Origin of the sequence: Sorangium sp. So ce1036, assembly GCF_051369805.1 — a bacterium.
In the GTDB taxonomy this organism is placed as follows: domain Bacteria; phylum Myxococcota_A; class Polyangia; order Polyangiales; family Polyangiaceae; genus Sorangium; species Sorangium cellulosum_F.
The window spans coordinates 7,291,205-7,316,793 of sequence record NZ_JBBMOX010000001.1 but is presented as its reverse complement, the minus strand read 5'-3'; the positions used below and the strand labels follow the sequence as shown (position 1 = coordinate 7,316,793).

The following is a 25,589-nucleotide window of genomic DNA, read 5'->3' as shown; positions in this document are numbered from 1 at the left end:
CCGTGACGCTCAATCGAGGTCGCCGTCGTCGAGCGCCGGGGTCTCCCCGTCGGGCGGCGGCTCCCGGGCCGGCAGCGACGGCGGCGACGGCGCCGGCTTCGGCACGAGCGACAGCCGCGCGTGCGCGTCGGCCAGCCTCCGCTCGGCCTCGCGCAGGCGCCGGTTCAGCACCCGGATCACGGCGTCGGCGATCTCGGCCGTCTCCCGCACCGCCTCGCGGAAATCCTCGGCGGAGACGCGGAGCAGCTCCGCGTCGTCGGTGACCACGGCGGTGGCGGCGCGCGGCTCGTTGTCGAACAGCGACATCTCGCCGAAGACGTCGTTCGGGCCGAGCCGCGCGATCTCGCGGCCGTCGAGCGTGAGGCTCACCTCGCCCGAGATGATCGAGTAGAGCGCGCCGCCGGTCTCGCCCTGGCGGAAGACCACGTCGCCCCTCAGCAGCGAGACCACGAGCGAGCCGCGTGCCAGGCCCACGAGATCGTCGCCGGCCACGCGGGAGAAGAGCGGAACACGCTGGAGGAACAGGATCTTCTCGATCGTGGTGTACATCTCGTCCTCGGGATCGATGCCGGTGCCGCCGGTGACCGCCCAGTATCGTGCGTAACGCGCCACCGCGGGATCCGGATCGGCCCGGAGGGCGGTCAGGCGCTCGCGGGCGCCAGCCGGGTACGTCACGGCGGTCGCGATCGCGGCCGCCTCGCGCACGAGCGGGTCGGGGTGATACGTCGCGGCGAGCGCGTCTTCGGCGGCGCCGAGGATCGCGTGCCGCGCGACCGCGTCGAGCGCGAGCGCCGCGCTGTACGGCTCGCCCCGCGCCATCTCGCCGCGGACCCAGGCGAGGACGTCGGCCTCCTCCGGCATGGGCCTCGCGGGGAAGGCGGCGTAGAGCTCGAGCAGGCGCTCGACGAGCGAGACGAGGCGCTCGCGCAGCGGGCGATCGAGCAGCGACTCCAGCACCTCGAACGCGTTGGCCCGCAGCGCCGGGTCGGGGCCGAAGACGTGATTGCGCACGAGGGCGACGACCTCGCGCGGGTAGGCGAGCTCGCACAGCCGGAGCACGCGGATGAGCCCCTTGCGCAGCCGGCGGAGCATGTGCTGGTCGAGCAGCGGGCCGGCGACGCGGGGGCGCACCGCGATGTACGCCTCGCGCTCGCGGACGTGCTCGACCGTCTCGCGGTCGATGGAAGCGCGGATGACGCGGAGGGGCGCCGGCGGGGCGCGCAGCGCGAGCCGCAGGCGCGAGGCCGACGCGAGCACCTTCTGGCGGAGGGCCTCGTGCGGGTGGTCGATCCGGGCGAGCAGCGCGTCGAGCGCGCCGCGGCTGCCGAGCCGCGCGAGCACGCGCGGGATCACGAGCCGCGCGGCGCGCGGCGTCTCGTCGCTGTCGAGGCGCGCCGCGAGCTCGGGGATGACCTCGTCGCCGAGCGCCTCGATGGCCCGGGCCGCGGCCGGCGCGAGGGCGCGCTCGGCGAGCGCGTCCGCGAGCAGGGGGAGGAGGCGCGGATCGGCGACGCTCGACGACGACCGCACGGCCTCGCGGCGCACCGCGGGATCCGTGTCGCCGAGGAGCCGGGCGAGCGCGCGCTGGAGCGACGCGCGGCCGGCCAGGCCGAGGATGCGGGCGGCGGCGACGCGATCGCGGGGCGACGGGCTCTCGAGCAGCGCGCGCAGCCGGGGCGCGCCCTCGAGCATGCCGTCGAGGCCGCAGTAGCGGAGGAGCGCCGCGATCGCGGCGTTGCGGAGCGCCTCGTCCCGGCGCGCCCCGCCGCGGGGGGGCCCTGCGGCGGGGCCCTGGGGCGCGGCGCCCTCCCCGGCGAGCGCGAGCAGCTCGTCGTGGGCGTCCTCCCGCAGCAGCGCGGCGAGCGCCTCGACGGCGGCGACGCGCACGGCGGTGCTGCGGTCGCGGATCGCGGCGCGCGCGATCTCGGCGCCGTCGTCGTGCCGGAGCTCGGCGGCGAGGCGCACCGCGAGCGCGCGCACCCGGGCGGAGCCGTGGCGCGCGAGCGCGGGCAGGGCCTCGCGCACGACGTCCGGCTCGTAGAGCCGCAGCTTTTCGACCGCGAAGAGCGCCTGGGTCGCGGCGGCGCTGTGGAGCGCCTCCCGGAGCACCGCGCGCGTCTGCGGGCCGAAGGCGACGATGTCCGCGTCGAGCTGGCGGCGCATCAGGGTCCGGCGCATGGCGTCGAAATAGCCGCGCCGCACGAGCGGGATGAGGGCGATCGTGGCGATGCCGAGCGGGATGGAATAGAGGCCGAGCGCCGCGGCGTCGCGCGCGAGCGCGGCGCCGGTCGAGGCGGTGGGCGCGATGGCGAGCAGGATCAGCGCGCCGACGCCGTAGCCGAGCGGCTTGGCGATCGCGGAGACGAGCATCCTCGCCCGCTCCCGGAGCGCCGGCGGGAACGGGAAGAAGAGCAGCTGCATCGTCGCGTCGTGGATCGTGAACTGGAGCGCGTTGTCGCTCAGCTTGAGGATCGCGGCGAAGGCGAGGGACGGGCTCGCGAGGAGCGCGGCGGTGCTCGCGGTGAACGCGGCCGGCATGGCGAGCAGCCCGCCGAGCACGCCGTGGCGCCGGAGGACCACGGGCGTCGCCACGAGCTGCACGAGCAGGCCGATCGCGCCGACGGCGCCGTAGAGGTACGCCATGAACCGGGCGAGGTCGTCCCGGGCGGGGTAGGCGGAGAGCGCGACCGCCTTGAACTGGTAGTCGCCGACCGTGAGGACGGTGAAGAGCAGGAGGGTGAACAGGGCGATCGTGAGCGCGTAGCGCGAGCGCCACACCGCCGTGCGCGGCAGGCGCGCCTGCAGGATCTCCTCGTCGCCGGAGGGGGGCCGCGCCAGGGGGTGACGCCGGGCGAGCCACGTCGTGAGCGCGGCCATGACGAGGAGGGCGGCGACGAGCACGAGCAGGAGGTTCTCGGTGCCGATCCACGTGACGACGGCGCCGGTGGCGAAGCCGCAGGCGACGGTGCCGATGACGCGCCCGGTGCCGATGAGGCCGAAGAGGCGCTTGGCGCTGCGGGGATCGTGCAGGTCCTGGGCGATGGCCCAGACGAGGACGCCGGTGAAGTTCGCGATGATCTCGGACCAGACGTAAAAGACGAGGTAGGCGGCGCGCACCTCCTGGCCGATGAGGACGCGCAGCACCGCGAACGTGGCCGCGCCGAAGAGGGCGAACGCGACGCACAGGCGGGCGCGCGGCAGGCTGTGGGCGACGCGGTTGTAGGCGAGCGCGGTGAGCGCGGAGGCGACGCCGTACACGATCCACATCGGCGCGATCCAGGTGACGGGGAACCTGGTCAGGAAGAGGGCGTCGCGGGCCGAGCGGCCGACGACGAACACCAGCGCGGCGAGGAAGAGCAGGCAGAAGAGCAGCGCGGTCCGGTGGAGCTCGACGCGGGTGAGCGTGACGCCGAAGACGGCGGTGTCCGCGCCGGACGCGGCGCCGCCCGGCGGCGTCCGGCTGGGCCGCGACGACGGCGACCGCGGCGCGGGGGCGGGCTTCGACGTGGGCGCGCCGTCGGTGCGCGCGCCAGGCTGTCCCGAGCGCATCACTTCCACGGCAGAGGTGCGCTCCCTGGCGCCCGGCTCGGATGGGGCGTCGTCGTTGACTCCACCCCGCTCAGGCTAGCCGAGGTCTCTCGAAGCGCGCGTACCGAGGGCCACCGAGCTCTTCCGGTGGCCGGGGCGCCGGCGCCGCGGCGCTCCGGCGCGCCGGGGAGTCCGCGCCGGCGCGCCGGGCGGCGGGGCGTCCGCGCCGGAGCGCCGGGGCGTTCGCGCCCGCGAGGCGTCGAGCGCCGGAGCGCTGGCGCCCTGGCGCGCGGGCGCTGCTGACAACTTGTCAGGAACGGAGCGCGCCGGCAGCCAGCTCGTCATCCGGCGAGGGCGGTGTGCGGCGTTTCTCCCGCCGGAAAAGGCCGTGCGAGGTATTTGCGGCGTGGTACGAGCTGTGCTGAAAGGACGCGCGCATGGATGAGACAAGCTTGATCGTGCGGCCGCCCCTGCGGTGGCGGCGGCTCCGGGTCCGGGTGTGCGCGGCGACCCTCGCGACGGCGTCGCTCGTCGGGGGCGCGGGTCAGGCCGCCGGCGCGACGGTGGCGATCAGCTCCGACGTCGAGCGCACCGAGATGCCGATGCGCCCGACCTCGCAGTTTCCGCTGTGGATCAGCCGCCAGGACTGCCTGACGGACAACGATCTGGAGTTCACGATCACGCTGTCGCGGGGGAGCTTCTCGCCGGGCGATACGCTGTCCGTGTGGGTGAGCCAGTCGTCGGATTGCAAGGTTGGAGCCGTGCGCACCGACCCGAACGGCCGCTGCATCCCGATCCTGGCCCAGTCCGACCTGAAGGATACGATGGGCATCCGCGTGCCCGCCAAGGAGATCGCGAGAGCCCTCGACGCCCCGGACTGCGAGGACCGGAGCGCGAGCACCCTCGCGCGTCCCGTATCGATCTACTTCCTGCACCACCCGGCGTCCCAGGGCACCGAGGGAGATGTGGATGGTAACCACGCCGTCGTGTGGACGGACACCAAGATGGATTTGCAGGGCCCGAAGCCGCCGTCGGGCTTGAAGGTGGGCAGCGGCGATACCCGGTTGATCCTCGAGTTCACGCAGCCCGTGGACGAGGACCTCAACGGCTATTACTTCTTCTGCGACGGCGGTGGCGCGAGCGCGCCGGGCGCTGGCGCCGGCGGGACCTCCGGCGCCGGCGGGACCTCCGGCGCCGGCGGGGGAGAAGGGACGGGCGGCGGGGCCGGGGGCTCGACGGCCGCGGGCGGCAGCGCTGCGTGCGGCTCCTCGGCGCTCGTTCCCGGGGAGATCCCCGATCTCGACGCCACGTATCGCTGCGGCAGCACGGGCAAGGGCAGCGCGGGCGAGGCGACCGGGCTCCGGAACGATGTCCCCTATGCCGTGGGCATCGCGGCGTACGACACCATCGGGAACCCGGGCGTGCTGTCGGCGCTCGCCTGCGGGACGCCGAAGGACGTGGACGGCTTCTTCGAGCTGTACCGTGAAGCCGGGGGGAAGGCGGGCGGGGGCTATTGCAGCGTCACGGGGCCGGTCGGGGCGGGCCGGTGGGTCCCGTTGCCGCTGGGCGCCGTCGCGGCCGGGGCGGCCCTGGGACGATTGCGCAGCATTCGGCGGCGGCGCTCGCGCTCCTCCGCAGAGGAGCATGGATGAGCCTCCACATCGGTCTTCCTCGCATTGCCGCGGCGTGCCTCGCCGGCGGCGCGGCGGTCCTCGTGGCCAGCGCGGCGTCCGCGCAGGTGACCGCGACGCACAACGACTGGCGGCAGAGCGACCGGTCGAGCCTCCGTGCCAGCGAGAAGTACGCCTCGCCGCAGAGCTTCGCGTTCGAGCTGCGCTTCGGTCCCTATTCCCCCGAGGTCGACGAGGAGTTCTCGGGGATGGGCCCTTATGAGAGGACCTTCGGGGACGGTCAGCGGTTCTATTTCGGGCTGGAGGTCGACTGGCTGCCGCTCCGGATCCCGTACGTGGGCGCGATCGGCCCGGGGTTCGGCTGGGGGTACACGTCGGCCTCGGCGAAGGGGTTCCTCGCCGAATCCGGTTTCAGCGAGCGGTCCGACGAGGAGACCTCGCTCACCATCATGCCCATGCACCTGTCCGCGGTCGTGCGCCTGGACGAGCTGATGCGCAGGACGGGCGTGCCTGTCGTGCCCTATGCCAAGCTGGGTGTCGGGATGGGGGTATGGGCCGCCGGGGCGGGGGCCGGCGACGCGAAGCACGAGGGCGTCCTGGGAAAGGACATCTCCTGGGGGACGCACCTCGCGCTGGGCGGGATGCTCTCGCTCAACTGGCTGGATCCCCGCGCGGTGTCGCGGCTCGACGAGTCGACGGGCGTCAACCACGTCTATGCGTTCGGCGAGTGGATGTACGCGAACCTCGACGGGCTGGGCTCACGGCCGCAGATGCACGTCGGCACGTCGACCTGGATCGTGGGGCTGGCGCTCGACATGTGAGCGGGGAGGCCGTGGGGGCGCTGGCCGGCGCGCGCGGGATGGGGGCGCGGCGGCCGGGCGCCGGGTCACGGCAGTTGGCCGCGGCGGGCGCCGGGGTCAGGGGGCGTCGCCGCGGCGGGCGCCGGGGTCACGGCGCGCCGCCCTGGAGCGTCGTGCTGCTGTCCTGTTCCTCGATGACCAGGGTGCGGCGCGGCCGGGTCGCGGTCGAGCGGCGCGGCGGCGGGGCGTCGCTCTCGAAGGCCGCGACCACGTCCTTGGAGGGGGGGCCGAAGATCGGCAGGACGAGCTCGCGCGCGCTGCCCTCGCGCTCGTAGGCGATCTTGAGCTCGTTCGCGCTGGCCACGTTGCGGTAGGCCGCGAACAGGTCGTCGGGGCGCTCGAGCGATGCGCCGTTCACCTGCATCACGACGTCGCCGGGCTTGAGCTCGATATCGGTCCAGTCCGGGGGCAAGGCGAGGATCTTCCATCCGATGAACGCGCCCGCCCGGATGACCTCCTCGACGGGCACGCGCCGCAGGATCCAGGGCGGGCCCTGCAGCAGCACCCGCTCGACGTCGGCGCGGGCGAGCTGCCCGGGCGGCGCCACCGGCTTGGGCGGGGCCGGGCGCGGCGCCTGCGGCGCCGGGGCCGCCGCGGGCGCGGGCGCCTGCTGACCGCCGCAGCCCGCCGCGAGGCCTGTCAGGCCGGCGAGGCCGGCGACGCCCGCCAGGCCGGCGAGGCCTGCGGAGGCGGACAGGGAGAGACAGGCGCCGAGCAGGAGCTTTCCGGACGTCGACATCGCGGGGACTATGCGCGGGAGGTCCAGGGCGGCCAAGTAAGATGCGGGCCCGCAGCAACACGGACACCGCTGGGCTCGCGTGGCCGGCGGGCCGTCGGATTCCGTCGGAAGCGGTCGGGGAGGCGGGATTTGAACCCGCGACAACGAGCACCCAAAGCTCGTGCACTACCGGACTGTGCGACTCCCCGGGCGAAGCGTCGCAGGCGGGGACCATAGACGAGGTGCACTGCCAGGGCAAGACACGTCGCGGCAGCGGCCGGGCGGCACAGGGCCCGTGAGGCGCGGGGCGCGCTCCACCGGGACGCGCAGGGCGGGGGAGGCGAAGGGCGTGCGCGCCGTTCGAGGCGATGCGGAGGGGCGCGCCTTTCCAGGTGCGGCGCCACGGGAAAGGCGCTGGGATGAAGCGCTGCATGAGCGAGCCGCTGTCGTCCCGGTCGTCCCTGTCGGTCCACCACCTGGCCGTGGTCGTGCGCGATCTGCAGCGGGCCGAGGCGTTCTATCGGGGCGTGCTCGGCCTGCCGGTGGTGCGGCGCTGGACGGACGAGGCGGGCGCGCCGCGGTCCGTGTGGCTCGGGCTCGGCGGCGGCGCGTTTCTGGCCGTGGAGCGGGCCACGGCCGACGGGCCGACGCGCGCGGACGCGGCGCCGGGCTGGCACTGCGTCGCCCTGGGGATCGCCCCGTCCGAGCGGGAGGCGTGGCGCCGCCGGCTGGCCGCCGCGGGCGTGCGCATCGAGCGGGAGAGCCCCTACTCGATGTATGCGCGCGATCCCGAGGGGAACCTCGTGGCGCTCAGCCACTATCCGGACGAGCAGGGCAGCACGGGCTGAGGGCGCGCCGTGGGGCCGGGCGGGGAGGAGGGCGGGGGCGGGGAGCGGGCTGTGGAGGGGGGCGGGGAGGAGAGTAGCGGACGAACGGTCTGGACCGGTCGATCGACCGGCCAGGAACCATGAAGGAGAACGCACGGCGGGAATCTGGCTTGATGTACGCGGCCAGGTGTGCCAGGGTCCGGCCGCGCCTGCTGACATTGCCCCCGTAGCTCAGTGGATAGAGCAGCGGTTTCCTAAACCGAAGGTCGCAAGTTCAATTCTTGCCGGGGGTGCTCGAAATCCTGAGGGATTTTGGATACGCACCGGATGGGTGGAGCAGCCGCAGGCGGATCGCGCCGCGGCCCCGATCGTCTGGTGTTGGTCGCGGACCACAGCATGCGGCGCCGACGCGACGAGGTGGCGGCCAGCGGCGGTAGCAGGAACTGCGTGGACTGCCGGAAGGACCGCCAGCCGGCCGCGAGAGTGACGATGCGCGCGGGGTTGGAGCGCCGCGCGTGCGCAACTCGCGGGAGCGGTGGCGCAGCGCGAGGACGGGGCAGGTTCTTGTTGTGTTACTGGAATAATTTGACTGAGTGGCACATGGAAGGCTCCGGGTCGAATTTCAATTCAGGCCGGAGGCTCTGGAGAGGCTCCGGGTCGAATTTCAATTCAGCCGGCGGGTCTCGAGAAGCTCCCGGTTGAATTTCAATTCAGGCCGGAGGCTCTGGAGAGGCTCCGGGTTGAATTTCAATTCAAGCCGGCGGTAGCGCGACCGCATTCTCTTGATCCAGCGCCACCCGTCAGGGGGGTCAGCACTTCCTCCAGGAGCCGGCGAAGATCCCGGCCTCGGGCGAACCCCCGTTGCTCGATGAGCTCGACGGCAGATCGCGCCATCGCGATGTCCGTATCCCGCGCTATCGCCAACAGGGTCCGGATGTCCACGAGATCCTGGGGGCGGCGACGATCATCACGGGCCAGCACCTTCAGCGCGAGCAGGTGCCCGGTCTGCGCGACAGGGACCGTGACGTCTGGAAATCTTTCTCCTCCTGGCTCGCACGGCGCAGTCGCCGCCGTGACCGCAACCCCCGCCGGCGGCGACCAAGGTGCACCGCAGCCCGCGCGTCGGACTTCCATCTTCCTCGACTCCTGTGTAATCTGGTCAGATGCTCGAGGCGCTGGATCTCGACTCGCCGTCGGCAAGCTCCTCTTGGTTGCGAGCAACATGTGACCTGACCGCGAAAGGTGTTCCAATGGATCAAGGATCGTCGTCGGCGCGTCTGTCCAGGAGCCGCATCGGGGGCTCCCTGTCCGTCCTTCTCTGTGCGCCCGCGGTGGCGCTCGTGCTCGTCGGTTGCGGCGGCATGGATCCCTCCTCATCCGAGGCTGACGAATCCACGCCGAATGTAGACGCCTACATGACCTGGGAGGAGTTCAAGGCGAACGCCCACCACGACCCGGAGCGCGGGATCTACATCATCGATGGCGACGTGCGGGGGCTCAGCAACGCGGAGCTGCGTATCGTTTACGAGCGCTATGTTCGGACCGGAGCGCTCGTCGTGAACCGCTCGGACGGCGCTGACGATACCTTGCAGCGTTATATCCGATAGCTCGATCTGACGTCTCTCGCGGGCGGGTCTCGTCCTCGTGAGATACCGGGAACAACCAGCCGCCGCCCCGCGTTCCATCGGCCATGGCGCGACGCGCGATGAGCTGGATCCTTATCCTGTTCACGATGGCCCTGGTGGGGTGCGACCATGCGACCAAGGCGGTCGCGCAGGCCGCGCTCGAGCGGCGAGCGCCGCTGTCGATCGTGCCGGGGGTGCTCGATCTCCGCTACACCGAGGACCGCGACATGGCCTTCAGCCTGCTCCGGAGCATCCACTCGCCGGCGAAGGTGACGATCCTCTTCGCGTGCTCGATGGTCGTTCTCGGCATGATGATCCTGGGCTGGTGGTACAGCCGCCGCGCCTCGGCCACCGAGCAGGCCGCGTATGCGCTCATCGTCGCCGGCGCGGTCGGGAACGCGATCGATCGCGCCGCCCGCGGCTACGTCATCGACTTCATCCACCTCCATCATTGGCCGGTGTTCAACGTCGCCGACATCGCCATCGCGGCGGGCGGGATCCTGCTCGGGGTCGTGATGTTCCGGCGTGCGCGCCGGGAGCCGCGCGAGGTGTCCTGAGCTCCGCCTCGTGCGCCAGCTTCGCCCGTGTTACCGAGCGCTCTCCCGGGGGGACCCCGGGATTCCGGGCGCTTATGTGCCTCGTCAGCCCGAAGGCGCGTCGCGCCCCGGGCGAGCTGCGGGGCCCGCGCGCCGGCACGCCGCTGCGCCCCGACGCCGTCGCCTGACAGCCCCCACCCCGTGATAGGCTCGTGGCCGTGCCCCGCCGTCGCCCGGCTGCTCAGATCCTCCGCGAGGTCCCTCCGCGCGTGCGCGCAGGGCTGCTCCGGCTCGGTCTGGACCCGGACGACCCCGCGCAGGCGAGGCTCTTCGTCGAGGGCGTCCGCGTGGCCGACGAGCTCATCGCGGAGGAGGCCACGCGGGACGCGGAGCGCGCCTGACACCGCGCATTCCCTCCAGCCGCGCACATTTTCCATGCCGGGTGCCGCCGCTCCCACGCGGACGCCGTGGCCGCCTCCTGGCATGAGCCCTCGACGTGACAGCGCGAAGGTGGCTTTGAGGAGCCTCCGCGCAAGCCAGGTCGGCGCACGCATTACGTTCAGACGCGCGCATTTTCCATGCACAACCCACTCGTTCTTGCACGGGCGTCGTAGTAGTTGCTGGCCCATGAGTCCCGGACCCGACAGTCCCGTCCTCGCTCGGCACCCGGTCACCCCCGAGGAAGACCTGGCGCGGTGCGCCTTGCTGCGCGCCCCCGCTCGCCGCCGTGGGCGCGTCGAGCGAGGCGCCGTCAACTAATGCCCGCGCGCGGGGCACCTGCCCGCGAGGTGAGCCATGCTGGACGCGGTCACGGCGGCGCTCGCCGCCATCGAAGCAGAAGGTGAGTTCGCGGTCGAGCTCACATGCGGCTCCGACGATCTGCGCATCGAGGTCGACGGGGTCGGCCCCATCCGTTTCCCGATCTCGGCGGTCACGGCGCGGAAGCTGTGCGCCGTGGCCCGCCCGGCGCCGTACGGGCGGCGCGACAGGACGCTGCATGACGTGCGCGTGCGCGATACGTGGGAGATCCACGGCCGCCAGATCGAGATCGACACGCGAAGATGGCAGCGCACCCTCGAGCCCATGCTCGCGATCCTCCGGCAGCGCCTCGGGTTGCCGGAGGGAGGCGAGCTCGAAGCCGTCCTCGACAAGATGCTCGTGTACGGCCCTGGCCAGTTCTTCGCGCCTCACCAGGACTCGGAGAGGGCCGACGACATGGTAGCTACCCTCGTGGTGGAGCTGCCGTCCAGGCACGAGGGCGGTGCCATCCTTGTCCGGCACCATCGAGAGACGAAGCTCTTTTGCGGCGCCGCGCAGGGGCCGAAGGACCTGTGGCTCCTCGCCTTCTACGCAGATTGCCACCACGAGGTGAGACCCGTCGAGGCCGGCTACCGGATCTCCCTCACGTACCATCTCCTCTACCGCGGGCCGGCCACGGAGCCCGCGCCGCTCCGCCTCGCTGCCCTCGAGCGCCTCTGCGCGGGCGTCAAGGCGTACTTCTCGACGCCGGCCGCGATCCCGTACTCGAGGTCTGCCCCGGAGCGGCCGGACCGCTTGATCTACCTCCTCGACCACGAGTACACGCAGAAGAGCCTGGGCTGGGGCCGCCTCAAGAACGCGGATCGGCTGCGCGCCTCCGCGCTGCGAGAGGTCGCCGCGCGCCTCGACTGCGAGGCGTTCCTCGCCCTCGCCGACGTGCACGAGTGCTGGTCGTGCGAGGGAGATGACTGGAACGGCGGGTACGGCCGCCGCGCCCTCGGCCGCTGGGGTCACGATGGCGAGGGAGCCGGCGACGCGGACGACCACGAGCTCGTCGAGCTCATCAACACCGACGTCGAGCTCCGTCACTGGGTCGACGCGGACGGGCAGGTCGCGCCGGGCATCTCGACGCGGACGGCGATGCACGAGGTCTGCTTCACCAGGGCGTCGACCGAGATCGACCCGTTCAGGTCGGAGCACGAAGGCTACATGGGCAACTACGGCAACACCGTGGACCGCTGGTATCACCGGGCCGCGATCGTGATGTGGCCGCGGGCCAGGAACTTCGTGATTCGAGCGAAGGTGTCCCCATCCTGGGCCGTGAACGAGCTCGCGTCGCGCATCGAGGCGGGCGCCACGGACGAGGCGCGCGACAGGGCGAAGGAGCTCCTGCCCTTCTGGCGTCGCGTGGCGCCGAACGAAGCGAGCGAGGCGTTCGTCCGGGACCTGCTCTCGGTAGCAGCGTCACTCGGCGACGCCGAGCTCGCCCTCGGGCTGCTTTCCCCCTTGGGGCCGCACCGGCTGAGCCCTCGCACGACGCCCGCCTTCGTCACCCTCGTCCAGCATCACGACCTCTCGTGGTCGCAGCGGCTCTTCTCCGCCTGGCAGGCGGACGCGCGCCATGACACGCCGCCCTGGCGCTCGCTCCTCCCTCTCCTCTGTGAGGCGCTCTCGGCGGGCGGCGAGCACGGCGAGGCGCTCGCCATGTGGCTCCTTTCGCGCGAGGTGACCTCGTTCCAGCAAAGCCATACCGGCGCGCATAGCCTGCCCCAGGCGCTCGGCGAGGTGGGGCTCGACCGGCTCCTCGATGATGCCGTTGCCCTGCTGGAGACCGCTGCCGTGATCCGGGCGCCGGCCGTGCGCGACGACCTCATCGCCTTCTTCACGGCGCCCGAGACGGCGCTGCCGCTCATGACGGCCGGCGCGCTGCTCAGGCGCTGCCGGGAAGGGCGCGCGCCGGCCGCGGTCAGGGCCCTCGGCCTGCGACCGCTGTATCGCCGCGTCGTGGAGCTGCTCGAACGCGCCGTCGCGGCAAGGCCGCGCAGCCCGGAGGACTGGTCGATCGAGCCTCCGTCCGGGTGCACCTGCCCGCTGTGCCGAGAGCTCTCGGAGTTCCTGCGCGATCGGACCCGGATCCAGCTTGCCTGGCCGCTGGCCAAGGAGCGGCGGAGCCACATTCATGGGGTGATCGATCTCAACCGCTTGCCTGTGGCACACACCACGCTTCGCCGTGGGCGCCCGTACACGCTCGTCCTGACGAAGCAGGAGGCGCTCTTCGAGCGCGACGCGGCGCTCCGGGCGCAACAGAAGGCGCTCCTCGGGTGGCTCAAGGAGCAACGGAGCGCGTTCTCGGAGGTTCGCCCGAGCATCGCCCCCTCCTGAGTCGTTGGCCGGACGTTCGAGTCGCCTCGGGCGCCCGGGCGGTCGGCGGGCCGCGCTCGGCACGAGCGCGCGGCGCGGCGGGCGTCAGGGCGAGGTGATCTCTTGACAGCGGCCCGCGATGCACTCGAGCGGGCGCGGCGCGACGCACTCGTACGCGCACCCCCGCCACCAGCGCTCGTAGTCCTCGATGAGCTCGCGCGCCTTCTCTTCCACATACGCTTCCCTGGCGCGGTTCACGGGCACCGCACACCCGAGCGGGCATCCGGCCGACGCAAGGACGCACTCGGAGGCGTCGTTGCACGCGTTCGACTCGGCGACGATCGCGTCGAACTCCTCCTGGATCTCTTCCTTGCTCCTGGCGCAGCTCGCGCAGCCGAGGCCGACGATCAAGAGCACCATCCCTCGCAAGCGCATCGACATACCTCTCTTCCGGCGGCGGGCCGCGAGCCCCGCGCCTCCAGGGAGCGTTCGCCGCGGCGCTCTGCTTGCGCACAGGTATATCATCCTTCCCGGCCCGAGCCTCGCCGGCACGAACGCGGCCCGTGCAGATCGATGGTCGCGTCTTTCGTGCAGCCCGCACTCTCTCTCGCTCCCGCCTGCTCCGGCAGCCGTTGGCCCTCGAACCAGCCCGCTGGGCGCCGGTCCCCGCCCTTCGGCACCCTGGTACCCCGGCGCGGGGGGCGGTCGATTTTTTTTGCGCCACGGACGAGGCGCGCGACAGGGCGAAGCAGCTCCTGCCCTTCACCACGCTTCGCCGTGGGAGCCCGTATACGCTCGTCCTGACGAAGCAGGCGGCGCTCTTCGAGCGCGACGCGGCGCTTCGAGCGCAACAGAAGGTGCTCCTCGGGTGGCTCAAGGAGCAACGGAGCGCGTTCTCGGAGATCGACCCGAGCGGCTCGCGCAGGCGCTCCTCGTCGATGCGGTAGGCGCCGCGCCCGCCCGCGACGATGGCGCACGCCTGCCGATCGAGCTCGGCCGACATTGCGTGGGATCTCTGACCGTGAGCTACTGAGCAGCCGCGGGGCGCCATGGCTGGGCCTCCGCGACGTCCAGCGGGCTCAAGAGCAATGGCTGGAGCAAGGACCTGGTCCTGTCGTCGAGCGGCTGCAGTAGCGCGTCGACCTGGCGTCGAGCCTCGATGAGCTTGATGCGGAGGTTGTGCGGCTTCGTGGCTGGATCCGCGCGCTCGAGCGCCTCGATGTCCTCGCGGAGCGCGCCGAGGAGGGAGATGTACCGTGCCAGCGGGGGGGCGATGAGCGGCGCGGCGCCGCTCGCACCCGATGGCACGCCGAACTCCACCAGTCCCTTGAACTCATCCCGTATACGAAGCAGCGATCGGCCGATCTTGTCTGCGTCGATCTTGAGCTTGAAACGCGACCCGCCTGCTGCCCGCTTCCGATCGTCGTTGAGCATCGCGCTCAGGTATTTTAGCCACTGCTGATCGTCGAGCACCGTGTCGCCCTGCTTCCACTGGGTGTTGTCCTCCAGGGTGCGGAGGATGAGCAGGTAGGGGGAGACGGTCCTCTCGATCTCCGCGTAGCTTTTTATTGCATCTCTTGCGCTGGCCGGGGGGCGGATGACGATGTCTTGCATCCACGCGGTCCACTGCTTCTTGTAGTTCTCGGCGTAGTCGTTCGCCATGTCCTCCAGGTGCGCTGTGGTCCTCTCCATCGGCTCGTCGTGATCGGGCGGAACGAGCCAATGCTCTTGCTCCAGGAGCTCGGCGCTCCTCGCGATGTTGTTCAGGACGGCGGAGCGGCCCTTCTCGGTGTAAGGTCCACCGACCTCTTTCCAGCGCCTTTCGCGGTCGTGCTGCTGGCTCCCGATCACCGTCAGCGCGCCGGCGCGCCACCGGAAGACGTCCTCCAGCGTGATGGCGGGATATTTCGGGTCCGCGTGGTGGAGGTCGTATCGTTCCTCGGTGAGCGAGTCGATGAAGATGCTGTAATATCGCTGCGGTGCTGGCACGCTGCGAAGCGCCTCGCGCACCCTCTCGATGAGCTCATCCCTGAGGGGGATCGCCGCGATCTCCTGCCTTTTTACGAGCGACAGGTAGTGGCTCACGTGCCTGCCGAGCTGCTCCTTCAGCTCGGCGTCGGACATGTCCGCGAGCGGCCCGATCTCCTCGGCCCCGAGCGCCGTGAGCTGCTCGGTCGCCCAGTCGACGTCCAGGTGATCGACGTCACGGAGCATGAGGTACATCATGAGCGCTCGTCGATTGCGCAGGTAGCGCTCCCCGCGCGCGCGCTCGAGGCGCACCTCGAGTCGTTGCTTGCAAGGGAGGATGAAGGTGCGTTCGATGAACGAGGCGTAGAGACGACGCAGGGCCGGGTATACCGTCTCGCCCTGGTACATCGTGAGACCCACCCCGCTCCGCGTGCCTTCCTTCCTGACCCGGTCCATCTCGCGCAGCCGCTCCAGCATGCCCCGCGCGGCGGCGAGCTTCTCCGAGAGGGGCTGGCCGCCCCCCCTGGGTGAGCCCACGGCGCGCGCGTGGTCCTCGGTCTCCCGGAGGAACCTGCGGTTGTTCGCGAAGGAGATGGCGCTCGGCACCACGAGGACGACGCCGAGCGCCGCCGCCGCCGCGCTGATCGCGAGGCCCATCAGCCGCTGGCGGCGCACGTTGCCCGCGCTCCGGGCGGCGATGTGGCGATCATGGAATACGATGTTGGTGAAGATGTCGTGGAGGAAGTAGCCCTTCGATCCCGCAGCAGGATGCGGAGCGCCCTGGTGCGGAGGAGTGCCCAGGTGCTGCGCCATGGCCTGTCGCTCGCGGCCGTTCGGTGCGTCTTCCTGCGCGCCGCTCGTGAAGTAGAAGCCCCGGAAGATCGGGGTGCCCCGGTACGCGTTGACGGCGAATACGGAGTCGACGAGCCTGGCCAGGTTCTGCCGGACGCTCGACAGCTCCAGAGGGAATCGGTAGATGCGCTCGCGCGCCTCCTGGCTGCGCTCCGTCACGAGCCGCCTCAGCATGCGCGCGTGGACCTGCTTCATCAGCGCGTCGATCTCGGCATCGAAGCGCCTGCCTGGACGGGTCCTGTCGGCGTCGATGGGCAGCGTCGCCCCCCACGCCTGGGCGCGATCGCTGCGCCGCAGGTCGCCGAAGAACTGGGTGAATCCGGCGATGCGATCGCACTTCGTGAACAGCAGGTAGACCGGCAGCGTCATCTCGAGCCTGTCCATGACCTCGCCGATGCGCGCGCGCAGCCGGCTGGCTGTCTCGTCGACCTGCTGCTCGCTGGCGCCGATGAGCTCGGCCACGCTCACGACCACGAGGATCCCGTCCAGAGGACGTCGCCCCCGGTACCTGTGCAGCATCGCGAGGAACGCCATCCACTCCTCGTGATCGCCCCGCTCCGTCGCGTAGCGACCCGCGGTGTCGAGGAGGATCGCCTCGTTCGCGAACCAGAAGTCGCAGTGTCGGGTGCCGCCGACGCCACGAACGCCGCCGCCGCTCTCCGGATCGACGCAGGAGAATACCAGGCTCGAATGCTTGAGGGCCGTCGTCTTCCCCGCCCCAGGCGGACCGATGATGACGTACCAGGGCAGCGCGTAGAGCGCGGCGCTGCCGCTTCTCCTGCTTTTGCCCATCTTCGAGCTCTTCAGCGCTCGGATGCCGCTCTGGATCTGGCGCTGCAGCGCCTCGATCTCACGGTGCCGTTCAGGCTGAACAACGGCGGCCTGTTGCGCGCCCTGGTCGAGGATCGCCCGCTCCAGTCCCTCGCCGGCGCGGCTCGAACGGATGCGGCGGAACACCAGGAGGGCTGCCGCGCTGAGCACGACAAGGACGCTCGTCGTGAACGGAATCACGATGTTCAGGTTGAACGTCAACCACGTTGCCCACGAGGCGAGGAGGACCAGCGCGAGGAGGATCCACCACATGACGGCGAGTTTATCATCGCTCGACGCGACCGTGCGCGCGGGCAAGCCGCGCTTGCACCCTGAGACGAGCCCCCGCCGTCACTTCGGCGTGGACGCCGCGCGCTGCCTCGCTCGCTCCAGATCCTCGTCGCTCGGCATCTCCGGCGCGTTGTCGCGCCGATCGCCCTCCTGCTCCGCGGCGAGCCCCGCGCCCGCCTCTGGCCGGAACTGCGCCTCCGCGAGCGGCCGTTTTCGACTGGCCGGCTTCGTCGGCGCGAGCGAGGGCGGCTCGAGCTGCGACGATCGGAGAGGCTCGGGCTCGATCGGCACCCCCGGCCCGGGTGCCTGCGGCAGCGGCGCCGCCTCGTCCGGGACAGGCGCCTCTCCCTTGCGCTCGAGCGGCGCCCCACCGGTCCTGGGCTCGGCCGCACCGGGGGCTCCTGCGCTTGATTGATTCCAGCTCATGTGACCTCCTCGGAGCTCCTGTCGCTCCTGAACGGGGGCACCTGGGGCCGCGACGCCCGCATCGCCAGCCTCCGCGACGCTCCGGAAGCGCCCGCTCGGCGCGTCCGCTCTGACGGGCGCTCCCTCCTGCTTCCGGGCGGTCGCGACGATGGCGCCGCGCAGCGCGACGTGATCCCGGCTCGCGTCGGCCTGGCTCGGGGGCGGTCGATTTTTTTTTCGCGGCACCGATGATTCCGGTCGGGCGCGGGGGTCTGTAGCTCCGAACCCCGACCGACGAGGCCCCCATGACCGCGATCTCCACCTCCTTTCAGCACGCCGCGCCGACCCGAGACCAGGACGAGACGCCCGAGACCGCCGCCGCCCCTGCGGCCCCCCTGGCCGCCGCGCCGCGCGACGTCCAGCGTTCGGCTCCACGCTCGAGCAAGGCGCTCTGGGCAGGCCGGACCCTGAGCGGGCTCGCCGCGCTGTTCCTGGGCTTCGACGCCGCGGGCAAGCTGCTCCAGCCGCCCCAGGTCGTGGAAGGCACGACCAGCCTCGGCTACCCGGCGAGCGTGATCTTCTCGCTCGGGGTGGTGCAGCTCGCGTGCCTGTTCTTCTACCTCGTCCCGCGCACGGCGGTCCTGGGGGCCGTGCTCTGGACGGGCTACCTGGGAGGCGCCATCGCGACGCACGTGCGCGTCGGCAACCCGCTCTTCACCCACACGCTGTTCCCGATCTACATTGCGGCGCTCCTCTGGGGCGGGCTCTGGCTGCGCGACCACACGCTGCGCGCGGTCCTCCCGCTCCGGGCCGCGAAATGACGAGAGACGACGTCCGCAACGACCGATGAGCTGGGGCTCCTCACGGAGTCAACGCATCGAACCAGGCCCCGGGGCGACGCCGCTCGCGCCGGGGCCGCATGGAGGCACACATGTCGATCAAGAGCCTGAACCCCTATCTGATGTTCGACGGGACCGCCGAGAAGGCCATCAAGCTGTACGAGCGCGCGCTCGGCGCGAAGTGCGAGGGGGTGATGCGGTACGGCGACGTGCCGGGCGACGCCCCGTGCCCCGGGGAGGTCAAGGACCGGATCCTCCACGCCACGGTGCACGTCGGCCCGAGCGTCATCATGGTCAGCGACGGCATGCCCGGCACGCCGGTCGCGAAGGAGAGCAACACCGAGGTCTGCCTGCATTTCGATGACGTGGAGTCGATGGCGAAGGCGTTCGACGCCCTCGCCGCCGGCGGCAAGGTCACGTCGCCCCTGCAGGACATGTTCTGGGGCGCGAGGTTCGGCACGCTCACCGACGCGTTCGGCATCCGCTGGATGTTCAACTGCGATCTCCAGAAGGCCTGACGCCGGGGCGGTGAGCGCGGCGAGGCGTCCAGCGCATTCCGGTTCATCACCTCGGTTTCTCACGCTCCGAGCCTCTCTCTGTCGATCCCCGGTAGATCCGCCCATCGCAGGTGGGCACGACCACACGCGCCTCGCGCCGAGGATGCATGACCGTGGATCTGCCGAGAGCCCGGTGATACGCTGCCGCCTCACCCGATGTCAGGAAGCGTAGCCCAGCTTGAAGAACACCGCACCGCGCTCACCGGGCACTGCTACCGGATGCTGGGCTCGGTGGTCGACGCCGACGACGCCGTGCAAGAGACGATGGTGCGCGCCTGGCGGAGCCTCGACCGGTTCGACGGGCGCTCGTCGCTGCGCACCTGGCTGTACCGCATCGCCACGAACGTCTGCCTCGACGAGCTGGCCGCTGGCTCGCGCCGGATGCGCCCCCTCGAGGAAGGCCCGGTCGGCACCGTGGACGACCAGCTCGAGACGCGCCCGCGCACGCACTGGCTCGAGCCCGTCCCCGACGCGCGGGCCATCCCGGCGGACGCCGATGCCTCGGAGCAGCTCGCGCTCCGCCAGAGCATCCGCCTCGCGTTCGTCGCCGCCCTCCAGCACCTGCCCCCGAAGCAGCGCGCCGTGCTGCTGCTCACCGAGGTGCTCGGCTGGTCCGCCGCCGAGGTCGCCGCCTGCCTCGAGACCTCGGTCGCCGCGGTCAACAGCGCGCTCCAGCGGGCGCGGGCGACGCTCGCGGGCCGCAACCTCGGCGAGGCGCGCACCCCGCTGTCCGACGCGCAGTCCGCCCTGCTGGAGCGCTACGTCGACGCCTTCGAGCGGTACGACGTGGACGCGCTCGCGACGATGCTGCGCGACGACGCCATCCTCTCGATGCCGCCGTACACGCTCTGGCTCCGCGGCCCCGAGGCGATCCGCACCTGGTTCCTGGGCCGGGGGGCCGGCTGCCGTGGGTCGCGGATCGTGCCGACCGCCGCCTGCGGCTCGCCCGCGTTCGCGCAGTACCGCCCCGCGCCCGAGGGCGGCCACCGCGCCTGGGCGCTCATCGTGCTCGATCTGTCCGGGGACCGCATCGCCAGCATGACGTCCTTCCTCGACACCGAGACGCTCTTCCCGCGCTTCGGCCTGCCGCTCGAGCTTCCGGTCTAGCCGCACCGGAGCCAGGCCAGGCCCGGACCTCCCACGATTTTTTTTCTCCAGCGATCGATGATTCCCGGCGCCCGGGGGAGTCTACAGGGGCGAATGCAGCTCGGAGGCCCCATGATCGCGATCGCCGCCGGCAGGCGCGCCGGTCGGTGCCGCTGAGCTCGCTGGACGTTCCACAGGACGAAGCGCTGACGCCCGGGACCTGCAACGGGCCGGACCACCGCAACGACTCCACAGCATCACGAGGGAACCATGGCGACGAGCAACTCTCGAAAGGTCTTCATCAACCTGCCCGTCCGCGACCTCAAGCGGTCGATGGACTTCTTCTCCAGGCTCGGCTTCGAGTTCAACCCGATGTTCACCGACGACAAGGCGGCCTGCATGATCCTCAGCGAGGAGGGGTATGTCATGCTGCTCACCGAGCCGTTCTTCAAGACGTTCACGAAGAAGGAGGTGTGCAACACGAGCACACACACCGAGGGGCTCTTCGCGCTGTCGTGCTGCAGCCGGGCCGAGGTCGACGAGCTCGTTCAGAAGGCGATCGCGGCGGGCGGCAAGCCCGCGATGGATCCGCAGGATCACGGCTTCATGTACGCCTGGAGCTTCTACGATCTCGATGGGCACCACTGGGAGGTCCTCTGGATGGACCCCAAGGCAGCCCAGTAATCACGCGCCACGCGCCCGAGCGTCAACGCACGTTGCTTGACGCTCGGGGCGCGTTCTTTTAAAAGACTTCCGCGTCGTCGAGTCCGCTCCGCGCGACTCGTCCACAAAGCTGAATCCGTGCGGCCGCGCAGGACGGGCGTATGGGGCTTGCCGCGGCCGCGGAACCCATGCAACCATCGCTTGCGATGCGGAACGTCAGGGGCGGAGAGCTCTCCTTCACGCAGCGCGAGCTGCTGTACGAGACGGCGGATACCCTCCTCTATCGCGGCTACAGCGACACCGATGGTGTGCCGGTGACCATCAAGGTGCTGAAGGGTGAGCACCTCGGCCCGCGGCGCGTGGCGCAGCTCCAGCACGAGTTCGAGATCACACGCCACCTCCAGGGCGAGCACGTGATTCGAGCGTACCGGCTGGAGAAGATCCCGGGCGGGGCGGCGCTCCTCCTGGAGGACTTCGGCGGCGTGCCCCTCCACGAGCTGGCCCGCTCTGCCCGCCTCGATCTGAAGGCGAGGTTGCGCATCGCGTCGGCGCTCGCCGCGGCGCTCTCGGCCGTGCACGGCAAGCACGTGATCCACAAGGACATCAAGCCGCAGAACGTCCTCGTCCACCCGACCACCGGGCAAGTCAAGCTGACGGACTTCGGGATCTCGACCTGGCTGTCCGAGGAGACGCAGGCGGCCCAGAGCCCCGATCTCCTGGAGGGGACGCTGGCTTACATGTCGCCGGAGCAGACCGGTCGAATGAACCGCGTCATCGATTACCGGACCGATCTCTACTCGCTGGGGGTGACGCTGTACGAGCTGTTCTCGGGGGTGCTGCCGTTCCAGGCCACCGACCCGGTGGACCTGATGCACAGCCACATCGCGCGGATCGCGACGCCGCTGCACGAGCGGTCGCGGGAGATCCCGAGGGCGGTGTCCGACATCGTGCAGAAGCTGATGTCCAAGGTCGCCGAGGAGCGATACCAGAGCGGGAGCGGGCTCAAGGCCGACCTCGACGCGTGCCTCTCGGCGCTCGAGGCGACCGGGCAGATCCCGCCGTTCGAGCTCGGGGCGCGCGACGTCCCGAGCGAGCTCAGGATCCCGCAGCGGCTCTATGGCCGCGACGCGCAGATGGAAGAGCTGCTCGCGGCCTTCGAGCGGGCGCGCGGGGGCCGGTGCGAGCTCCTCCTCATCGCGGGCGGCGCGGGGGTCGGCAAATCAGCGCTCGTGAGCGAGGTCCACAAGGAGGTCGCGCAGCGCGGCGGGCACTTCATCGAGGGGAAGTTCGACCAGCTCAGCGGCACCATGCCGTACGCGCCCGTGGCGGGGGCGCTGCGCCAGCGCGTCCGGCAGCTCTTGACCGAGCCGGCGGAGGTGCTCGAGCAGTGGAAGGACAAGCTGCTCAGGACGGCGGGAAAGAACGCGCAGATCCTGGTGGACCTGATCCCCGATCTCGGCCTGATCCTCGGGCCGCAACCCGAGGTGCCGCCGCTCGGGCCGAGCGAGGCGCAGAACCGGTTCAACCTCCTGTTCCAGGACTTCTTGCGCGTCATCACGACGGCGGAGCACCCGGTGGTGCTCTTCCTCGACGATCTGCAGTGGGCCGACCCGGCCTCGCTGAAGCTCCTGCACCTCGTCGTGACCGATCCCGGCGGCGCCTACCTGCTCATCATCGGCGCCTACCGGGACCAGGAGGCGATCGCCGGAAAGCCGATCACGAGCTGGCTCGGAGAGCTGCGCGCGGCGGGCGTGGCGCGGCGTGAGCTCACGCTCGCGCCGCTCTCGCTCCCGGACGTGCGCAAGCTCGTCGTGGACGCGCTGAGCCTGCGCGAGGAGCAGGTCGAGCCGCTCGCAGAGGTGGTCCACGCGACGAGCCAGGGGAACCCGTTCTTCTTGAGTCAGCTGCTCAAGGAGCTGTACGCCGCGCGGCTCGTGTCGTTCGACCCCGAGGCCGGGCGGTGGACGTGGCAGCTCGAGCCGATCAAGGAGCGGTGGGGCGCGACCAACGTGCACGACCTGCTCGTGGACAAGATGCAGCGGCTCCCGCCGGCGGCGCAGCGCGCGCTCTCGCTCGCGGCGTGCATCGGGCACCAGTTCGACCTGAAGACGCTGTCGATCGTGAGCGAGAAGCCGCCCGCGGAGGTCGCGGCGGATCTGTGGGACGCGCTGCGCGACGGGCTCGTGGTGCCCCTCGACCCCGGCTACCGGCTCCTGCACACGCAGGAGGGCGCCGTGACCGAGCAGGCGCTCTCGGTGAGGTACCGGTTCCTGCACGACCGGGGGCAGCAGGCGGCCTACGCCCTCATCGCGGACGAGCGGAAGGAGGAGGTGCACCTCCGGATCGGCCGGCTCATCCGCGCGCAGGTCGAGGGGGAGCCGCGCGATGACGACCTGTTCAAGGTGGTGAACCACGAGAACATCGGCGCGGCGCTGATCACGGACCGGGCCGAGCAGCTCGAGCTCTCGCGGCTCAACCTGGCCGCCGGCAAGCGGGCCAAGGACGCGATGGCGCACACGGCGGCCGCCGGATACTTCAAGGCGGGGATGGCCCTGCTCGGCGACGGCGGGTGGGAGGAGGACTACGCGCTCTGCTTCGCGCTGCACAGGGAGCGGGCGGAGTGCGAGTGGCTGAACGGCAGCGAGGCCGACGCCGAGGCGCTGATCCGCGTGCTGCTCTCGCGGGCGAGGTCCCGGCTGGAGCGCGCGGACGTGTTCAGGCTCCGGATCCTGGTGCACACGATGCGCGGGGAGTTCGCGGACGTGCTGCGCGTGGGGCGCGAGGGCGTGGCGCTGTTCGGCGTCGAGCTGCCCGAGGCGCCCGAGGCGATCTCCGCGGCGCTCGGCGCCGCGCTCGCGGAGATCCCGGTCCGCCTGGGCGGGCGCCCGATCGAGGCGCTCGCGGAGGCGCCGTGGGTCGGGGACGCGGACCAGCTCGCCGTGCTGCGGCTCCTGGCCGCGATGATCCCGGGGGCGTACACGCTCGATCCGACGCTGCTCGGCCTCGTCGCCGTCACCCAGGTCAACATCTCGCTCCGGTACGGCAACTCCCCCGCGGCGGCGTGCGCTTACGGCGTCTATTGCCTGATGCTCGCGGGGGGGATGGGCAAGTACGAGGAGGCGCGGCGGTTCCAGAAGGTCTCGCTGGAGCTCTGCGAGCGGCCCGACGTGGAGCTGCAGTGCAAGGCGTACCTCGTGTGCGGCGCCCCGTCCCACTTCTTCGAGCCGACCCGGGCGTCGGTCGCGTGCCTCTCCAAGGCCTACCAGTCCGGGCTGACCACGGGCGATTTCAGCTTCGCGGCGTACACCAGCCTGAACCTCGCGACGATCATGCTGGCGTCGGGCTACGAGCTCGCGTCGCTCAAGGAGGAGCTGGCCGGGTTCCTCGGCTTCCTGCAGCGGACGAACGACCCGCTCGGCGCGCCCGTGATCCTCGTCACGAGGCAGATGGTCGCGTGCCTGGAGGGGAGGACGAACGGGCGCCAGAGCCTGAGCGACGCGGCGTTCGACGAGGGCGCGTTCCTCTCCGGGCTCGGGCCCGCGCAGGATCTGCCGAGGTGCTGGTACTTCGTGAACCGGCTCGCGCTCGCGGTGCTGTACGGCGACCCCGCGGGCGCGCTCCACTTCGCCGAGCGGGCCCAGAAGCACAGCGCGAGCGCCATGGGCCTGTTCCTGCTGAACGAGATCCCGCTCTACGCGAGCCTCGCGCTGCTCGCGCGCTGCGCGACGGCGACGGAGGAGGAGCGGGCGCGGTTCCTCGCGACCGCGGCGGAGCACCGGGCGAAGTTCGCGGGCTGGGAGGAGCACGCCCCGGAGAACTACGCGCACAAGGAGCGGCTGATCGGGGCGGAGCTCGCGCGCGTCCTCGGCAAGGACGCGGAGGCGGCCGAGCTCTACGATCAGGCCATCGCGGCCGCGCGCGAGGGCCAGTTCGTGCACCACGAGGCGCTCGCCGGCGAGCTGTGCGCGCGGTTCTACCTCGCGAAGGGGCGGGAGCGGATCGCGCGGTGGTACCTGATCGACGCGTACCGGGCCTACCGGCGGTGGGGGGCGACGGCCAAGGCGGAGCACCTCGCGGAGGAGCACGGGCGGCTCCTGGAGGGCGTCGTGGCAGGCGACTCGGACGAGGTCAGGGTCGTGGCGTCCACGGTGACGCGCCGGGGGACCACCGAGTCGTTCGACGTGGCGACGGTCGTCCGGGCCATGCAGGCGGTCGCGAGCGAGAACGTGCTCGAGCGGCTGCTCGACCGGCTGATGCGGAGCCTGATCGCCAACGCGGGCGCGCAGCGGGGCGCGCTGATCCTGGAGCGCGAGGGGAGGCTCGTGATCGTGGCGTCGATGCGCGTCGACCCGGACGTCGTGGAGACGGGGCTCTCGATCCCGGCGCTCGAGAGCAAGGAGATCGCGACCAGCGTCGTCCAGCTCGTGGAGCGGACGCGGGAGCCGGTCGTGCTGAACGACGCGCGGCGGGACACCCGCTTCGCGTCGGATCCGTACATCGCGGCGCGGCAGCCGCGCTCGATCCTGTGCCTCGCGATGACCCACCAGGGGCGCTCTGCGGGGATCCTGTACCTCGAGAACAACGTGGTGCAGCGGGCGTTCACGCCGGGGCGGGTCGAGGTGTGCGGGCTCCTGGCCTCGCAGGCGGCCATCGCGCTGGAGAACGCGCTGCTCATCGCGAGCATCCGCGAGGGGACCGAGGCCTTGCAGCGCTCGAACGAGCAGCTCCAGCGGGAGCTCGAGCTGCGCGCGGCGTCCGAGGCGGAGCGGGCGCTCCTGGAGCAGGAGATCGTGCGGCGGCAGACGCCGATCATCCCCATCACGGACGACGTGCTGGTCATGCCGATCGTGGGCGCGATGGACGGCGCGCGGGCGCAGCAGGTGCTCGAGACGGCGCTGACGGGGTTCTCGGCGCGCCAGGCGAAGGCGGTGATCCTGGACATCACCGGCGTGGCGCGGGTCGACGCCGCGGTGGCGGAGGCGCTGATCAAGATCGTCAAGGCGCTGCAGCTCCTCGGCGCCAAGGCGGTGCTCTCCGGGGTCCGGCCGGAGGTGGCCCGCGCGCTCGTGGAGCAGGATGTCCATCTCGGCTCCATCGTCACGATGGGGACGCTGCAGAGCAGCATCGCGTACGCGCTCGGGCAGAACGGCCTCCGCGGCGCGTCCGGCCCGCGGGCGGGCTCGTCGCGGTTCACCTGAGTCCCCCCTTCAGGCCCCCCCGGAGAGCGCGCTCGCCGCGGGGGGGCCGGGCAACCCCGCAAACCCCCCAACCAG

At 71.4% G+C, this 25,589-nt stretch carries 19 protein-coding genes and 2 tRNA genes; 14 read left to right on the top strand and 7 right to left on the bottom strand.

The window, feature by feature from the left end; all coding sequences use genetic code 11:
• Window positions 1-9: 9 nt before the first annotated feature.
• On the bottom strand, window positions 10-3,549 hold the full coding sequence (locus WMF31_RS27370; protein ID WP_436604763.1) for an Npt1/Npt2 family nucleotide transporter: 3,540 nt from the start codon (window positions 3,547-3,549) through the stop codon (window positions 10-12).
• A 416-nt stretch (window positions 3,550-3,965) separates the two neighbouring features.
• On the opposite strand from WMF31_RS27370, the gene WMF31_RS27365 reads away from it, so the two are divergent.
• Together WMF31_RS27365 and WMF31_RS27360 are read left to right on the top strand one after the other, a co-directional pair.
• A complete protein-coding gene (locus tag WMF31_RS27365) occupies window positions 3,966-5,180 on the top strand; it encodes a hypothetical protein (protein ID WP_436604762.1) in 1,215 nt (404 codons plus the stop codon).
• Window positions 5,177-5,980 (top strand): MXAN_2562 family outer membrane beta-barrel protein, encoded by an 804-nt coding sequence (locus tag WMF31_RS27360; RefSeq protein WP_436604761.1) that lies wholly within the window; start codon window positions 5,177-5,179, stop codon window positions 5,978-5,980. The genes WMF31_RS27365 and WMF31_RS27360 overlap by 4 nt, the downstream gene beginning before the upstream one ends.
• A gap of 127 nt (window positions 5,981-6,107) precedes the next feature.
• On the opposite strand, the gene WMF31_RS27355 is transcribed toward WMF31_RS27360, so the two are convergent.
• Window positions 6,108-6,758, bottom strand: coding sequence for a serine protease (locus WMF31_RS27355; RefSeq protein ID WP_436604760.1), 651 nt, complete (start codon window positions 6,756-6,758; stop codon window positions 6,108-6,110).
• A gap of 114 nt (window positions 6,759-6,872) precedes the next feature.
• Window positions 6,873-6,946: transfer RNA gene (locus tag WMF31_RS27350), tRNA-Pro, on the bottom strand.
• A 222-nt stretch (window positions 6,947-7,168) separates the two neighbouring features.
• On the opposite strand from WMF31_RS27350, the gene WMF31_RS27345 reads away from it, so the two are divergent.
• Together WMF31_RS27345 and WMF31_RS27340 are read left to right on the top strand one after the other, a co-directional pair.
• The gene (locus WMF31_RS27345; RefSeq protein ID WP_436604759.1) at window positions 7,169-7,585 is read left to right on the top strand and encodes a VOC family protein; all 417 of its coding nucleotides are present in this window, start codon (window positions 7,169-7,171) and stop codon (window positions 7,583-7,585) included.
• 199 nt (window positions 7,586-7,784) lie between these two features.
• Window positions 7,785-7,857 (top strand) — tRNA-Arg (locus WMF31_RS27340).
• Between the two features lie 454 nt (window positions 7,858-8,311).
• On the opposite strand, the gene WMF31_RS27335 is transcribed toward WMF31_RS27340, so the two are convergent.
• Entirely contained in the window at window positions 8,312-8,698 is a 387-nt protein-coding gene (locus WMF31_RS27335; RefSeq protein WP_436604758.1) for a nucleotidyl transferase AbiEii/AbiGii toxin family protein, read from the bottom strand.
• A 29-nt stretch (window positions 8,699-8,727) separates the two neighbouring features.
• On the opposite strand from WMF31_RS27335, the gene WMF31_RS27330 reads away from it, so the two are divergent.
• From WMF31_RS27330 to WMF31_RS27315, 4 genes are all read left to right on the top strand, one after another.
• On the top strand, window positions 8,728-9,171 hold the full coding sequence (locus WMF31_RS27330) for a hypothetical protein (RefSeq protein ID WP_436604757.1): 444 nt from the start codon (window positions 8,728-8,730) through the stop codon (window positions 9,169-9,171).
• Between the two features lie 98 nt (window positions 9,172-9,269).
• Complete coding sequence (lspA, locus tag WMF31_RS27325) at window positions 9,270-9,746, top strand: signal peptidase II (protein WP_436604756.1); 477 nt, start codon at window positions 9,270-9,272, stop codon at window positions 9,744-9,746.
• Window positions 9,747-9,943: 197 nt separating this feature from the next.
• The gene (locus tag WMF31_RS27320; protein ID WP_436604755.1) at window positions 9,944-10,126 is read left to right on the top strand and encodes a hypothetical protein; all 183 of its coding nucleotides are present in this window, start codon (window positions 9,944-9,946) and stop codon (window positions 10,124-10,126) included.
• A gap of 394 nt (window positions 10,127-10,520) precedes the next feature.
• Window positions 10,521-12,866 (top strand): 2OG-Fe(II) oxygenase, encoded by a 2,346-nt coding sequence (locus WMF31_RS27315; protein WP_436604754.1) that lies wholly within the window; start codon window positions 10,521-10,523, stop codon window positions 12,864-12,866.
• Between the two features lie 84 nt (window positions 12,867-12,950).
• On the opposite strand, the gene WMF31_RS27310 is transcribed toward WMF31_RS27315, so the two are convergent.
• Entirely contained in the window at window positions 12,951-13,280 is a 330-nt protein-coding gene (locus tag WMF31_RS27310) for a hypothetical protein (RefSeq protein ID WP_436604753.1), read from the bottom strand.
• A gap of 197 nt (window positions 13,281-13,477) precedes the next feature.
• On the opposite strand from WMF31_RS27310, the gene WMF31_RS27305 reads away from it, so the two are divergent.
• Window positions 13,478-13,792, top strand: a complete 315-nt coding sequence (locus tag WMF31_RS27305) for a hypothetical protein (protein ID WP_436604752.1) — start codon at window positions 13,478-13,480, stop codon at window positions 13,790-13,792.
• Window positions 13,793-13,871: 79 nt separating this feature from the next.
• On the opposite strand, the gene tssM is transcribed toward WMF31_RS27305, so the two are convergent.
• Complete coding sequence (gene tssM / locus WMF31_RS27300; protein ID WP_436604751.1) at window positions 13,872-16,748, bottom strand: type VI secretion system membrane subunit TssM; 2,877 nt, start codon at window positions 16,746-16,748, stop codon at window positions 13,872-13,874.
• A gap of 78 nt (window positions 16,749-16,826) precedes the next feature.
• A complete protein-coding gene (locus WMF31_RS27295) occupies window positions 16,827-17,192 on the bottom strand; it encodes a hypothetical protein (RefSeq protein ID WP_436604750.1) in 366 nt (121 codons plus the stop codon).
• Between the two features lie 284 nt (window positions 17,193-17,476).
• On the opposite strand from WMF31_RS27295, the gene WMF31_RS27290 reads away from it, so the two are divergent.
• The 5 genes from WMF31_RS27290 to WMF31_RS27270 all read left to right on the top strand — a co-directional run bounded on the left by WMF31_RS27290 (window position 17,477) and on the right by WMF31_RS27270 (window position 25,514).
• Window positions 17,477-17,992, top strand: coding sequence for a DoxX family protein (locus tag WMF31_RS27290; protein ID WP_436604749.1), 516 nt, complete (start codon window positions 17,477-17,479; stop codon window positions 17,990-17,992).
• A 110-nt stretch (window positions 17,993-18,102) separates the two neighbouring features.
• Window positions 18,103-18,528 carry a VOC family protein gene (locus WMF31_RS27285; protein ID WP_436604748.1) on the top strand — a complete coding sequence of 142 codons (426 nt, stop codon included), beginning with the start codon at window positions 18,103-18,105 and terminating at the stop codon, window positions 18,526-18,528.
• Between the two features lie 195 nt (window positions 18,529-18,723).
• Window positions 18,724-19,674 (top strand): sigma-70 family RNA polymerase sigma factor, encoded by a 951-nt coding sequence (locus tag WMF31_RS27280; protein ID WP_436604747.1) that lies wholly within the window; start codon window positions 18,724-18,726, stop codon window positions 19,672-19,674.
• 249 nt (window positions 19,675-19,923) lie between these two features.
• Window positions 19,924-20,337, top strand: a complete 414-nt coding sequence (locus tag WMF31_RS27275; protein ID WP_129346740.1) for a VOC family protein — start codon at window positions 19,924-19,926, stop codon at window positions 20,335-20,337.
• A gap of 185 nt (window positions 20,338-20,522) precedes the next feature.
• Window positions 20,523-25,514 carry an AAA family ATPase gene (locus WMF31_RS27270; RefSeq protein WP_436604746.1) on the top strand — a complete coding sequence of 1,664 codons (4,992 nt, stop codon included), beginning with the start codon at window positions 20,523-20,525 and terminating at the stop codon, window positions 25,512-25,514.
• The last annotated feature ends 75 nt before the right edge of the window (window positions 25,515-25,589 follow it).